This is a genomic window from Paenibacillus litoralis (assembly GCF_046244365.1).
Lineage (GTDB): Bacteria > Bacillota > Bacilli > Paenibacillales > NBRC-103111 > Paenibacillus_V.
In genome coordinates, this window is the sequence record NZ_CP176395.1 from 5,629,998 (window position 1) to 5,643,190 (window position 13,193).

Genomic DNA, 13,193 nt, shown 5'->3' on the forward strand with positions numbered 1-13,193 from the left:
TCTATCTCCGCTTCATGCGCGGACGAAGGAACACAATGCTTAGCCAGAGTGCGGCCGCCGTTATGACGGCGTACACGGGAACGAAAATGTGCCAAAGCTGCAAATGCGTTTGCCGGTTAAACACGTCGTACGAAAAGTCCGGATTGAAAACGCTGATCAGCGCTCCCATCGGGTTCAAGCCAAGCAGCATGCCGGGTACCATACTGGATCCCCGGAAGAACGTTTGCGACAAGAAAATCGCCGCTAGCCCCGTAAATCCGTAAATAAATACCGCGAAGCCGTAGGTGACGATAACCGCCACCATCGTTTTCTTGAACACCGTCGAGACGAACACCCCGACCGAGCCGAGCACCAGCATAACGAATACATAGAACAGGAACACCGCAACGAGCTGCACCGGCGATACGCCCCCGTACAGGAACACGACGCTGTATAGCGGCAGAGTAGCAATCATCACGACCAGCATAAAGCTTAGAGACGAAAACAGCTTGCTCAAAATGATCGTCGTGGAGCTTTGCTGGGTCGTGAGCAAAATATTAAGCGTCTGCTTCTCCCGTTCGCCGCTTATGACGCCTGCCGTCAAGCCCGGAACCATAAACGTGATGAGCACCATCTGCGCCCCGCTAAGGAAATAAAACAGCTCTTGGCTTCGCTGCGGATTAAATACGCCGGTGTTGCCGCCGAACATCGACATATACATATAGCCGAAGGCAAGCAAAGTCATCGCAATCAAATAGATCAGCACCGCCAGCGACGATCGGACCGTCCGCATCCGGAGGCGAAATTCTTTTTCCAGCACGGGATTGATCAGCTTAAGTCTCCCATTCATGGCGCGCCCGCCCCCTTCGTAATTTCCAAGAAAACGTCCTCCAGATCGGTCTGCGCCTCGCTGAACGTAACCACCTTATAGCCCTTCGCGATCAGCTGCAGCAGCAGCGCCGATTGCTCCTCGTCGTCGCCGCCGAAATGAAGGTGAATCCCTTGCTCGTCATGCTGAACGTACGAAACGTGCATAGCGTCCTTCAGCTCGCCCGCCGCCTCCGCTTCCCGCTCCAGCATCCGGATCGTCAACACGCGGCTTGCCCGCATCTGCCGCTGAATGTCGGAAACCTTCCCTTTGGCGATCAGCTGGCCTCGTTCGATAACGCCGATTTCATCGACCATTTCCGCAAGCTCAGGCAAGATGTGCGACGAAATGATGATCGTCTTGCCCATGCTTTTCAGCTCTTTCAAAATCTCCCGCATTTCGATACGGGCCCTCGGGTCCATCCCTGAAGCAGGCTCGTCCAAAATGAGCAGCTGCGGATCATGAACGAGGCATCTTGCCAAACAAAGCCGCTGCTTCATCCCGCGGGAAAGTGCGTCTACATAAAAATCGGCTTTATCGGTCAGATTGACGAGCTCGAGCAGCTGCGGAATCATCTTTTGCCGTTCCGCCCGAGGGATGCCGTAGCTGGCTCCATAGAAATCGAGGTACTCCGTCGTCTTGAAATTATCGTAAACGCCGAAAAAATCCGGCATATACCCGATCAATCTTCTGACGTCCTTCGGATGCTCCGTTACTTCGTAGCCGCCTACTTTGGCCGTTCCGGACGTCGGGGCAAGCAGAGTAGCCAAAATCATCATCGTCGTCGATTTCCCCGCCCCGTTCGGTCCGACAAAGCCGAAGACCGTCCCCGCTTCGATCGTCATCGTCAAAGAACTGAGCGCCGTAAAGCTGCCGTATGTCTTCGTCAAATCCCGTATTTCGATCATGGCTTCACCGTTCCTTCCACGGCAAACTCAGGGTACCGCATTTGCACTTCTCTTTGCTTCAAGTTGATTTTCAATTTGATCGACTGTCCGCCTTCCACAAATTCCGCCAGAGCGCCTTCCTGCGTCAGCTTGGCATAATCGAACGACTCCCAAGTCTGCTTCGCGGCGTTCCATATTTCATAGGTTATTTGTCCGCCCTTGTCGAGGTTATTCAGCTTGCTCATTTTGCCGAACGCAGCCCCAGGGATTCCGGGAAGCTTATACTCCAATACGATTTCCCCCATACCTGCCGTTACGTTCCCGTAAGGATCGTTCGTCTGCGAGGCCGTCGAGGATACGACCTGCGGCTTCAAATTGCTGCCCGGTACGAAAACGGACGAGCCGGAAACCAGCTCGACGTCGATGGACTGAGCCCACAATGTCAGTTCGTCGGTTTGCACCGCTTTGCCTTCTACCGTATACAGGTTGCCGTCGCTCTTCTCGCTCCAGCCGATAACGAATGCGGATAAATCCCGATCCTGCATTTTCTGCACGTATGTCGACAGCAGAGCCCGCTTCTGACGATTGTCGTCGCGTGGGCCGCCTTGGTAGGGCAGCAAAACGTTAGCCAGGTCGTACAGATTGCTCGATACGAAAGCCGTGCCGGAGGTTGTGGGCGATTGCGCAATCGCCGTTTCGCCGGCTTTCAAGTCCTTCAGCGCATAAATCTGTCCCCCGGCATATAGGCTGACGCCCGTAAGATCGGTATTCGTCCGGTTCGTTACCGTCCCGTCGATTCCGGACGCCGTTACTTTTACCTTCGTTTCCAGCATGCCGAACGGCTCGGGCTTATCGAACTCGATCGAAGCCTTACGGATCGACCAATACGAAACGTCGCTGAAAGTCACGTTCGTGCTTCCCGGCGCCTTCGTTACGAACATATCCGTCGTTCCGCGCAGCCCATTGCCTCCGCTGCTGCGGTAATTGATGTCGATCATAGGGGTTACATAACTTGAGACCGGTATGTCAAGCCGAAATTCGCCGCCTCGCGGAACGAATACCGAACTGAAAGAGGTCTTCGCCCCCTCTCCGCTTCCGTCAAGCGTAACTGTCGAAAACGCCTGCGACATCGTCGAGCTGCGGCCTGACGCACCGACGACATAAATGCCCGCCGTAAAAACGACCGCCGCCAGCGGAATCGTCAGCCAAGCCCATTCCCGCTTGTCCATTTTGCGCAGAACGGCATACATCAAAGGTCCTACTACGATTGCATACAAAATAATGACAAGCAGCAAAATGCCGAAGGACGGGAGCTTGAACGCTTTGAAATTCTCTAGTTCGTTATTGATTTCCCAAAACCAGTTGTTATTAAATTTGTTCATGCCGGAAGACTTCATATAGCCGGATAAGATCGTTTCCCATACCGCCGTATTGCCGTTCCACGAAGCGAGAGGGTTCAGCGCAAGGTCGTAGGCTGCATACCATACCTGCCCGGCACCTAACGATTTGGATGCAAAAAGGGGAAGCAGCCCTTCCGAAATGACGGCGCGGCCGCCTTTCAGCTCCGCTCTCGAAACGGTGAACGGCTCCGCAAGCGTCAGTTCTTTTCCTGCCGCCTTGGACAGCGCGTTCAGCTCTTTGACACTCTCCGTCCCGCTGTAAGCGACCGGTGAAATCGAGCCGAACGGCGCGGCCGTCTTGGGATAGCCGGCACCGCCCGCAAGCACGAGCATGCCGCCTCTTTTTACCCAGCCTTCGATTGCCTTCACCTGATCTTCTTTCAACTGATCGGACGCCGCATCGTTGAATACGAGCATATCCATGGAATCGAGGAGCATGGATTCCGCCGGGATATTTTCCATTTTTAGCGGAACCGTCTTCACTTGATAGCCTTTTTGATTTAATAAACCGAGGAAGCTCATCGTATCGGGATCGCGTGCTATGACGCCGACCTGAACCGTGCCGAACGGCAGCGGAGCGGTTTCTATGTAAGCCGAACCGCCGGCGAAGCCGACCGGTTTGCCGTCCGCCGCTTTCCCTTTATAAAAAACGACTTTATTGTTGTTTTTATTGAAGTTCATTCCCGGCAACGCCATCGTGACCGTTTTGGTCGTTTGTTTCGGCATATCGACCGGAACCGAATAGGTAACGTCCTTGCCGCCCGACATCGACGGAAACGTAACGGCCAGCTCGCCGCTTACGTCGCTTCCTTGATTCGTAATCGTAAACTGAACCGGAAACCACTTATCCCCCTTCGCCTGGCCGTTCACGGCCGGGTCGATCTGCAGGCTTAGCTTGTCTTCTTCCGCGCTTGCCGGCAAGGCAAACGAAAATCCGCCCGCCGCAATGAGCAGACAGACGGCGATACAAAAAAGCCAAGCTCTCCGAACATTCGTTCGAACCACAATTCATACTCCTCTCAGTCGGTTGAAATAGGCAAAAAATACCTTCAATGACATAGACGAGCAAAAGGAAAAAAAGTTGCTTTTCGCGCGAAATTCGCGAAATCCCCGCAGTTTAGCGAAATAGGCGTACCCTTCGAAACGTTCCGGCAATAATAAAAAAACCTGCGAAACCGCTAGGAAAGCGAATCGAAGGTTTTTTTTGGCAACATAATCTCGCATCTTGCGGATGATCTTCTATCTATCCGGTATGCCCGAGGGTTGGCTTACCGGGTCGACGGCTCGTTCGGCTTGGTCCGGGAAATCAATTTCTTGACGATGCCGGCGACGATTACGACAAGCGCAAGCACGATAGGCAGAAGCGTATGAAGCAGGTCCGAATGGAAATACTCGCTTACTTTTTTGTCGCCGATGAACATTTCACCAGCCGTATAGCCGAGAATCCCTGCTCCGATAAAGACGAAAACCGGGAATTTGTGCAGCAGCTTCATGACAAGCGTGCTTCCCCACACAATGATCGGTATGCTAAGTCCGATACCGAGAATAATAACGGCTACGTCATTCTTTGCGGCTGCCGCAATAGCAAGCACATTATCCAAGCTCATTACAAAGTCGGCCACGATAATGGTCCACACCGCTTTTCCGAGCGTGGTCGCCTCCTTGACGTTCGTTTCCCCTTCATCTTCGATCAGGAGCTTGACCGCGATCCACATAAGAAGGAAAGAGCCGGCCGCCTGGATATAGGGAACCTTCAGCAGCGAAACGGCGGCGATCGTCAGCACGAGCCGAAGCCCCACCGCTCCGAATGCGCCCCACCAAATCGCTTTTTTGCGCTGCTCAATGGGTAAATTTTTGCTGGCTAAAGCGATGACTACCGCATTGTCCCCGCTAAGGACGATGTTGATCAACATAATTTCGAGAAAAAGCAAAAACCAATCCATGCGAAAAGCCCCCTATATTCGCTTACTATCGCAATCCCCGTTACCAAAGGTATATTCTAGAATTACGCTACATAATTTACGTTACGGCTCATTTCGAAACCGTACACCAAGGTTGTACTCGAAACAAGCATATCTTATGAGAAGAGGTGCTCGTTTATGTCCAAATTATCCGCAGAACAAATTGCCGTTTATTTAAGAAAGCTGCAAAGCTGGAAATTCGAGAACAGCTCGCTTCATAAAACGTATCGTCTACCCTCGTTTGCAGCCGCCATTCGCTTCGTAGGACAGATCGCGGCGCTTGCCGAAACGGCCAACCACCATCCCGACCTGCTCATCCGCAAAGATCGCGTAACCGTTTCGTTGACAACCCACGAAGAAAACGGCGTAACCGGCAAAGATTTTTCGCTTGCCCAGCAAATCGATTCGCTGTCCTCGTCCTTGTAAACGCCTCTGACCGGGTTCAGAAATAGGCGTCCATTTCCTCCGGTCGATTCGGGCTATTCTCGCCGTTCGTCTCCATGCTGACGGTCAAAATTTCTCTGCTTTTCACCGCTTCTTCAACCGCGGCTTCCAGCCATTCCAGCGATTGCTCGATTCTCGCAACAAGATTCGGGTTTGGATTCGTGCTCGGCGACTTCGGTACAAACAGCGTGCAGCAGTCCTCATAGGGTAAAATGGACAGCTCAAAGGTGCCGATTTGCTCCGCCATGCGAATGATTTCGCTCTTATCCATCATAATAAGCGGACGGAGCAATGGCAAGCTTGCCGCACTGCCGATCGCGTTCAAGCTCGGGAGCGTTTGACTGGCTACCTGTCCCAGGCTGTCGCCCGTCACGATCGCTCCCGCAGCGCATTCCCCCGCGATCTTCTCGACTATCCGCAGCATGACTCTTCTCATCAGCGTAATCATCAAATTATCGACCGAAGCTTGCTTCAGCTTCGTCTGAATGTCCGTAAAGGACACCATGTGCAGTTTTAAGCTTCCGCTATAGACCGACAACGTTTGGGCCAAATCGATTACTTTTTGCTTCGCCCGCTCGCTCGTAAACGGATAGCTATGGAAGTGAACCGCCTCCACCTTGAGTCCGCGGCGCATGGCCAGCCAGCCGGCTACCGGACTGTCGATGCCTCCGGAAAGCATGAGAAGCGCTTTGCCGTTGCTGCCGAGGGGATATCCTCCCGCACCCGGAAGCGACTCCGTAAATACGTAAGCCGCATCGTCCCGAATATCGACCGTCACTACCGCTTCCGGATGGTGGACGTCCACTTTCAATTCGCGAATGGCTCTAAGCACATGCCCGCCGATCAAGCCAAGCAGCTCCGGCGTCGCATGCGGAAACGATTTATTGGCGCGGCGAACCGTAACCCTGAACGTTTTCGGTTGAACCGGAATCGCGTATACGGCTTCCAGCGCAGCCTCGCGCAGTGCTTCCAGCGTAAGCTCCGTTCGCACGGCCGGGCTGTACGAGGTTAGACCGAATACTTTGGATAGCGCCTCGGCAACTCCCTCGTACGGTTCTCCGTTTAACTGCAAATAAATGCGTCCGAATTCGCTGCTGCTGGTCAGCCGCGGATATGCTCTAAACACCAGCATTTGCAGCTGGTGCATCATTTGTTTCTCAAACCGGTGACGATTCCGGCCTTTTAACGTTAGTTCCCCTAGTCGTACAATCACCGTGTCCGTTTTCATAAACATCCCTCCACCATGCCAGAAGCCATTCAAGTTGTTCCAATCTCGTTCTCGATGTTACTTCAGGATTCGAAGCTTCTCGACGACCTGTTTCAAGCATTCGCCGAAAAAGTCGATATCCTCCGCCGTATGCGCCGCCGAAAAGCTGACCCTGAGACCGCTGACGGCGCGTTCCTTGCCGCAGCCCATCGCCAGCAGCACGCGGCTTGGCAGCTCTTCGCCGGAAGCGCACGCCGAGCGGGTAGAAATACAAATGCCATGTTGTTCTAAAGCATGCACGACGACTTCCGATTTCATTCCGGGAAACGAGAAATGGACGAGCTGCGGCGCCATTTCGTTCATTGCGGGCGATCCGTTCATGATCAGATCCGGCATGCCCGCCAGCTTATCCTCAAGCCGCTTCCGCAGGCCGTACAGCTTGTCCGCATTCGCCTGCTGATCCTGCACGGCCATTCGCACCGCCTTGGCCATCCCGACGATCAGCGGCACGTTTTCCGTTCCGGAACGAAGCCCGGATTCCTGACCGCCCCCGACGAGCTGCGGCGTCAAGCTGACTCCCTTGCGTACGTAAAGCAAGCCTGCTCCTTTCGGCCCGTGCACCTTATGCGCCGAAACGCTTAGCAAGTCGGCGCCAAGCTCCTTTGGCGAGACATATAATTTCCCGATACTTTGTATGGCGTCGACATGAAACAAGATGCCGGGATACGCTTTAATCAATTCTCCGATCTGCTGAACGGGTTGAATCCTTCCGACCTCGTTATTTACATGCATGATACTGACAAGAATCGTATCGTCCGATAGAGCGCTTCGAACGTCTTCAACCCTAACGGCTCCCGTCTCGTCAACCGGAAGATAGGTTATTCGGTACCCCTCTTCCTCCAGCTGCTTGCAGCAATCGTAAACGGAAGCATGCTCGACGGAGCTCGTAATAATGTGTTTGCCGCGATTGCGGTAGCTGCGCGCAGCTCCTTTGATCGCCAAGTTGTTGCTCTCGGTTCCGCCCGACGTAAACACAATTTCATCCGGGCGGCATTTCAAGGATCCGGAAACGACTTCACGGGCTTTGCGCAGCAACTGCTCGGCTTCCAATCCGATTCGATGTATCGACGAAGGATTGCCGTAATGCCGTTTCATCACATCGGTAACGGCCGTAATCACTTCTTCATGCGGCGGCGTTGTGGCGCACATATCGAAATAAAGCAAATGCTATCACCTCGGCTGCTTCTTCTTCCTCTAACTGAACAAAAAGAAAAAAGATCGGAACCGATCTTTTCTCGACCAAAACGTATTATACTTGATAACCCTTCACCAATTCCAACACTTTATTTACGTATTGCTGCGTTTCTTTCGGCAGTTCGGCAAATTTGGCCTGAAGATCCGCCTCGGTACGGATTCCCATCCGGTCGATGCGGGTAGGCCCCGCATTGTACGCGGCTAGCGCGATCGCTTCGCTTCCGTTGTATTTGCTCAGCAACTCGGATAAGAACCGTGTGCCGCCGTTAATATTCTGCTCCGGATCGAAGGAATCGGTCACGCCGAGACTTCTAGCCGTGGCATCCATGAGCTGCATGAGCCCTTTGGCTCCGGCACCGGAGACGGACTGCGAATCGAATGACGATTCCGCATGAATGACTGATTTCACCAAACTTGCCGCTACTCCGTGCTTCGTACTGGCTTGTTCGATGAGCGGATCGAACGCCGAAGGTCCCGCCAAGCCGGGATGCAAAGAAGCCGTGCGCGCAAGCAGATTTGCAGCAGGAACGACCTTATTGTTCGAAGGGAATGAGGAGGATTGCTCTCCCAGCAGAAGCTCCAGCATTTCCCCGAACGGCTGAGAATCGGCTTGCGCTGCGCTGTCGGAGGACAACAGGTTGATTCGGTTCGAAAATTGGATCTCTATTAGCTGCTTCATGATTCTCGGATCGATACTCATGTTAACTCCCCTGCCCGTTTCCACACTAGTCCGCGGAATGATCTGTTCAATAAAGTCATTGTACAAGCTTTTTCATTTTTGTACCAGAGCATTATTTACTATTTTGTCCAATGAATGCTTGTATAAGCGCAAGGACCTTTACGCCAAATAAAACACATGGGCGGATGGCAATGCCATCCGCCCATGTGTTTGAGCTAACCGTTATGCATAATAAGGAACAAGGAAAAAATAGGCCAATAACGAAACGAGCCCGATCCCCATCGTCCAAGCCCCAAGGCCGCGGCTGCCGCGAACGTAGGCCACGATTCCGACAATGACGGCGATCGTACCGATCACTGCCGGCCATACGAATAAAGAAATGACGGCAAGCACTAAGCCGAACCAGCCGAGAGCCGCTCCCTCCGAGCTCTTCGCTTCCGCATCGTTCCGGCCGTCGTCGCGCCGTTCAAGCCTTACGTCAGGATCGGCTCCGATTCCGGACGGGTAGGCGATTTCCGAGGCAAATTCGGCATCCTGTTCGAACGGCTCTTCCGCAAGCCCGGAAGGACTGGATGAATATGGCTCTTTCTGACGGGTGGACGAATATCCCCACTCGTTGCCGCTTACCGGCAAAGTCGACTGGTACGTCCGGCTTAGTTCGGATGATACCGAATCCGATTCATACGCATCGAGGTTGAACGCATCCGATTGAGCGGGCATCGAGGTCGCGGCGATCGTTTCGGAGGAGTCCGTTTTAACGGGTCCAGCCGAAGCTTGCGACTGGAACGAATCCGGTACGCCCGATTCGTTCTTGCCGGAATGAACCGGATTCTTATGCTCCTTGTGCGAGTGGTGCTTGTGTTTAGTCATGCTGTTGCTCCTTTTCTACGAGTAGTCCATTCCGCTTGCTTTTCCTACTCCCAAAAACGGATTAGCGTTTCTGCACAAAGGTTTGACAGCATGTACTGCGCGAGTTGGAAGCTTCATCCTGGTGATCGGAGCCGAGCTCTCCAGCAAATTCTTCTTTCACGTTAGCGGAAGCGTGGGCGTCCACCTCGATTTGGATGCTGGATGCGTTGCAGTTATTCCCTTCGGTCCAAAATCCGCAGTTTGCCACCGTACATTTTACATCAGGCATGTTCGTCACCTCCCAGTACAAGTGTCTCCTTCACGGGAAGGGTCAATCCGAGTGAAAAAAAGACAGAGGCGCCAATTGGCTGCCTCTGTCTTGGAATGAAAAAAATTATACCTTCTCGCCTTGCATTCTGCGTTGGGTAATGTAGTCCGTTTCGTAATAAGACAAGTCTTCACGCAGTTCCTCGAAAATTTTGGAAAGCTCGATCGTCAGATCGCGAACGTCGCGCACCGGTTTTTTGCGGAAGCGAATGGCGTCCTGTCCGGTATAGGCATAGCGTCCGTCTTCGGAATAACACTCGTTCTTAGGGTAGAAAAAGCCGTTTACGCACGTATGATACACATCATAAAGCACGCGCTCGGAGTATTCGACGTTGAATGTAGGGCGGCGCAGGCTTACGCCGAGCTTTTCATATGCCACTTCGCAAAACACAAGCAGATGACGCATATCGGACAAGTATGAACGATAAAAGTCATCATTCGACGGATCGTTCTCCGTATTCAGTTGAGCGAGCGAATGATTGTTAAGGAATAGCTCCAATTTGCCGATTGCGGTTTTTAATTTGTCCTTGGACGATTCGCAAATACTTCTCACTTGAGACACCGTCATGTCAAAAAGACCTCCTTGGGCGGGTTACTTCGGCTAACAGGTGTTCATGCTATCATCGTACCATAAATTTTCTGTAAACGGTATAACGAAAAAGGCCTTCTTGCCGCATAAAACATCGGCCCGCATTCCAACCTAACCTTGAAGATTATAAACCGATTCGCTGCAAAAAACAATAAACCACGCATAAAACGAACAGGTGTTATGGCGTGAAGGGAGGTTTCCATGCGGAAACAAGTCGGAGCGGTACTCGTTGCAGCGGCACTTGTCGCAATACTTATCCCGCAGCAAGGAAAAACGCCGGATGTTCCGGATAAACCGGAGGCATTATCGGCCGACAAAGAAATATCGATCAAGCAAGCCCAGGTGGACCAAGACGTCAAAGATACGGATTTGCTCTGCCGCAGTCAATGCATGCTCGATCTTCACGCGGCGGCGGAGAAGCTTCCCGATAACGGAGAGGAACCGATCCGCGCGGCTTTGGCGGCCTTGCAGAAGGAGCATCCGCATATGGAGAAGCTGATTTGGACTCCCCATGATGCTCCTCTGGAGATGGGCACGGGCGTCGGCAATGTGCCGGAGAGTGTCGTTCAGCAGGCAGGTCACGAGTTTGAGCGGGCGAAGGAAGCTGCGAAGAACCGTCAAGATTACGAATCGCCGCCCCTTCAAGCTGGAGGAGATAATTATTTCGTATTGGGCGTTTCATCCCCTAGCAAGGACGGCGCTTTGGTCGGGCTCGTCCATCAGGACATTCTTCGTCATGTAAAGGATCATCAAATTAAAAATTTACGCGTTGTCCCTTATCCCGCGGATAACAATTGGAAAATCGAGTCCGTCGACTCCAAAACCTTGCAGGATGTGAAGGTCGATCATCCCGAGGACAACGAAGGGACGAGCCATTACCACAAGTTCGAGGTCGTCGTCAAATTCAAAAAAGAACCTACGGAAGCCGACCTGAAAAAAATACGCGCGGATATCCAAGCCCACTCGGTTCGCAAATTGGGCTATACGTACATTTTTCGTTCCTCCGCCATGGAGGCGAAGCAGCTTATGGATTACTTCCAGAAATGGGGCGTCGATTATGCCGAGCCGCATTTCTTGTACATGACGAACACCGCAATAAAGCAGCTTGAGCAAAAAGATCCTTACGGGACCGTCGATAGCTCCAAAATGCAGGCTAACGGCGGCAGTGAAGCATCGGAACAAGCGGCTGCCCCGAAGCCGAACGATATTTTATACGGCAAGTATCAATGGAATTTGCCCATCATCGCCACCGAATCGGGATGGACGATCGGCAAAGGCACGAAGGACGTCGTCGTAGCCGTCGTAGATACCGGCGTAGATCTCGATCACCCCGATCTCAAAGGCCGTCTTCTGGATGGCTATAACGTAATTAACAACGATGCATCGCCGCAGGACGACGTCGGACACGGCACGCATGTCGCAGGCGTCATATCCGCGCTTACGGATAACCGCGAGGGTGTAGCCGGCATGACTTGGTACAATCCGGTGCTGCCGGTCAAAGTGCTTGACGAAACCGGAGCCGGCAGTACCTACGCCGTCGCGCAGGGCATCATTTGGGCGGCCGATCACGGAGCGAAAGTCATCAATATGAGTCTGGGCAATTACGCCGATGCGAACTTTTTGCATGATGCCATTAAATACGCGTACGACAAAGATATCGTGCTTATTGCGGCGAGCGGCAACGATAACACCGAAAAACCCGGGTATCCCGCCGCTTATCCGGAAGTATTCGCCGTCGCTGCCATCGATTCGAACAAAAGTAAAGCGAGCTTTTCCAATTATGGCGAATATATCGATGTGGCGGCGCCGGGCGTGAGTATCGCCAGCACCTATCCGCATAACCAGTACGCCGCGCTGTCCGGCACCTCGATGGCCAGCCCGCATGTCACGGCTCTGGCTGCGCTCATCCGTTCCGTCAATCCGCTGCTTAAGAATACGGAAGTGATGGATATTATGCGCCAGACGGCATCCGATTTGGGGCCGGCCGGGAAGGACAACTATTTTGGCTACGGGCAGATCGATGTCGTCAAAGCGCTCAAGGCCGCCCAGCAAAGCCGAGGCTCGCTCGGTTTCTGGTATCAATGGATGAATCGTGAGCTGAAGCAGGCCGAAGCGAAAGCCATGGCACAAAAATAAGCAAACAAAGAAGCTGCCCCTTTCGCCAAGGGCAGCTTCTTTATTTGCCGGAGATTCATTTGCATTAATCAAACAATAAAAGGCTACCCCTTCGTCATCTGCATGACTTTGGAATAGCCTCTCTCGTTAATCGTTAATGGAAAGTTTGCCGTAAGCCGGGTTCTGTACTTCCAGTGGTCCGAACGGGAACGACCCTCCCACCATTGAAGCGACAATCATCTTTCTAGGCCGTACATTGCTGCACGGCTCAAGCGACCAACCCGGACGCGCCTCGGGCTAAGGCTGCGAGCCGAACTCGCGGCGTCCCTCTTAGGTCTTGCTCCAGATGGGGTTTACCAGGGAGGAAGTCACCAGCCTCCCTCGTGGTCTCTTACACCACGGTTCCACCCTTGCCTGTGTGCGTGAGCACCATCGGCGGTCCATTTCTGTGGCACTATCCTTCAGCTCGCGCTGACTGGACGTTATCCAGCATCCTGCCCTGTGGAGCCCGGACTTTCCTCTCGCGGCTAAGCCGCCAGCGATTGTCTGTCAAACTTCCCAATCCATTTGCTAGTATACATCGCTTGCGAAGCAAACACAACTATCAATTCGCTCCATCCTTAGAAGAAGCTCC

12 protein-coding genes and 1 other RNA gene are annotated in these 13,193 nt (G+C 53.0%); 2 read left to right on the top strand and 11 right to left on the bottom strand.

The window, feature by feature from the left end; genetic code table 11:
* Position 1: 1 nt before the first annotated feature.
* The 4 genes from ACKGJP_RS23900 to ACKGJP_RS23915 all read right to left on the bottom strand — a co-directional run bounded on the left by ACKGJP_RS23900 (position 2) and on the right by ACKGJP_RS23915 (position 5,077).
* Entirely contained in the window at positions 2–829 is an 828-nt protein-coding gene (locus tag ACKGJP_RS23900; RefSeq protein WP_409341300.1) for an ABC transporter permease, read from the bottom strand.
* Positions 826–1,755, bottom strand: a complete 930-nt coding sequence (locus tag ACKGJP_RS23905) for an ATP-binding cassette domain-containing protein (RefSeq protein ID WP_409341301.1) — start codon at positions 1,753–1,755, stop codon at positions 826–828. The genes ACKGJP_RS23900 and ACKGJP_RS23905 overlap by 4 nt, the downstream gene beginning before the upstream one ends.
* Entirely contained in the window at positions 1,752–4,139 is a 2,388-nt protein-coding gene (locus ACKGJP_RS23910) for a hypothetical protein (RefSeq protein WP_409341302.1), read from the bottom strand. Before ACKGJP_RS23910 ends, ACKGJP_RS23905 begins: the two co-directional genes overlap by 4 nt.
* 263 nt (positions 4,140–4,402) lie before the next feature.
* Complete coding sequence (locus tag ACKGJP_RS23915) at positions 4,403–5,077, bottom strand: TerC family protein (protein WP_409341303.1); 675 nt, start codon at positions 5,075–5,077, stop codon at positions 4,403–4,405.
* A gap of 156 nt (positions 5,078–5,233) precedes the next feature.
* Between ACKGJP_RS23915 and ACKGJP_RS23920 the strand changes: the two genes are divergently transcribed.
* A complete protein-coding gene (locus ACKGJP_RS23920) occupies positions 5,234–5,521 on the top strand; it encodes a 4a-hydroxytetrahydrobiopterin dehydratase (RefSeq protein ID WP_409341304.1) in 288 nt (95 codons plus the stop codon).
* A gap of 16 nt (positions 5,522–5,537) precedes the next feature.
* On the opposite strand, the gene thiI is transcribed toward ACKGJP_RS23920, so the two are convergent.
* The 6 genes from thiI to ACKGJP_RS23950 all read right to left on the bottom strand — a co-directional run bounded on the left by thiI (position 5,538) and on the right by ACKGJP_RS23950 (position 10,423).
* The gene (thiI, locus tag ACKGJP_RS23925; protein WP_409341305.1) at positions 5,538–6,767 is read right to left on the bottom strand and encodes a tRNA uracil 4-sulfurtransferase ThiI; all 1,230 of its coding nucleotides are present in this window, start codon (positions 6,765–6,767) and stop codon (positions 5,538–5,540) included.
* Positions 6,768–6,824: 57 nt separating this feature from the next.
* On the bottom strand, positions 6,825–7,970 hold the full coding sequence (locus ACKGJP_RS23930) for a cysteine desulfurase family protein (protein WP_409341306.1): 1,146 nt from the start codon (positions 7,968–7,970) through the stop codon (positions 6,825–6,827).
* Positions 7,971–8,055: 85 nt separating this feature from the next.
* The gene (locus ACKGJP_RS23935) at positions 8,056–8,700 is read right to left on the bottom strand and encodes a lytic transglycosylase domain-containing protein (RefSeq protein WP_409341307.1); all 645 of its coding nucleotides are present in this window, start codon (positions 8,698–8,700) and stop codon (positions 8,056–8,058) included.
* A 201-nt stretch (positions 8,701–8,901) separates the two neighbouring features.
* Positions 8,902–9,549, bottom strand: a complete 648-nt coding sequence (locus ACKGJP_RS23940; RefSeq protein ID WP_409341308.1) for a hypothetical protein — start codon at positions 9,547–9,549, stop codon at positions 8,902–8,904.
* Between the two features lie 61 nt (positions 9,550–9,610).
* Positions 9,611–9,817, bottom strand: coding sequence for a DUF1540 domain-containing protein (locus tag ACKGJP_RS23945; protein ID WP_409341309.1), 207 nt, complete (start codon positions 9,815–9,817; stop codon positions 9,611–9,613).
* 105 nt (positions 9,818–9,922) lie between these two features.
* On the bottom strand, positions 9,923–10,423 hold the full coding sequence (locus tag ACKGJP_RS23950; RefSeq protein ID WP_409341310.1) for a YpuI family protein: 501 nt from the start codon (positions 10,421–10,423) through the stop codon (positions 9,923–9,925).
* A gap of 222 nt (positions 10,424–10,645) precedes the next feature.
* Here ACKGJP_RS23950 and ACKGJP_RS23955 point away from each other — a divergent pair, with 222 nt between their 5' ends.
* On the top strand, positions 10,646–12,580 hold the full coding sequence (locus ACKGJP_RS23955) for a S8 family peptidase (RefSeq protein WP_409341311.1): 1,935 nt from the start codon (positions 10,646–10,648) through the stop codon (positions 12,578–12,580).
* Positions 12,581–12,716: 136 nt separating this feature from the next.
* Here ACKGJP_RS23955 and rnpB read toward each other — a convergent pair.
* Positions 12,717–13,117, bottom strand: an RNA gene (rnpB, locus tag ACKGJP_RS23960) — RNase P RNA component class A.
* Between the last annotated feature and the right edge of the window lie 76 nt (positions 13,118–13,193).

Coding starts and splice junctions, on each gene's coding strand:
- ACKGJP_RS23915 (WP_409341303.1), bottom strand. CDS start 5,077: ATGGATTGGTTTTTGCTTTTTCTCGAAATTATGTTGATCAACATCGTC.
- thiI (WP_409341305.1), bottom strand. CDS start 6,767: ATGAAAACGGACACGGTGATTGTACGACTAGGGGAACTAACGTTAAAA.
- ACKGJP_RS23920 (WP_409341304.1), top strand. CDS start 5,234: ATGTCCAAATTATCCGCAGAACAAATTGCCGTTTATTTAAGAAAGCTG.
- ACKGJP_RS23945 (WP_409341309.1), bottom strand. CDS start 9,817: ATGCCTGATGTAAAATGTACGGTGGCAAACTGCGGATTTTGGACCGAA.
- ACKGJP_RS23955 (WP_409341311.1), top strand. CDS start 10,646: ATGCGGAAACAAGTCGGAGCGGTACTCGTTGCAGCGGCACTTGTCGCA.
- ACKGJP_RS23905 (WP_409341301.1), bottom strand. CDS start 1,755: ATGATCGAAATACGGGATTTGACGAAGACATACGGCAGCTTTACGGCG.
- ACKGJP_RS23900 (WP_409341300.1), bottom strand. CDS start 829: ATGAATGGGAGACTTAAGCTGATCAATCCCGTGCTGGAAAAAGAATTT.
- ACKGJP_RS23940 (WP_409341308.1), bottom strand. CDS start 9,549: ATGACTAAACACAAGCACCACTCGCACAAGGAGCATAAGAATCCGGTT.
- ACKGJP_RS23950 (WP_409341310.1), bottom strand. CDS start 10,423: ATGACGGTGTCTCAAGTGAGAAGTATTTGCGAATCGTCCAAGGACAAA.
- ACKGJP_RS23935 (WP_409341307.1), bottom strand. CDS start 8,700: ATGAGTATCGATCCGAGAATCATGAAGCAGCTAATAGAGATCCAATTT.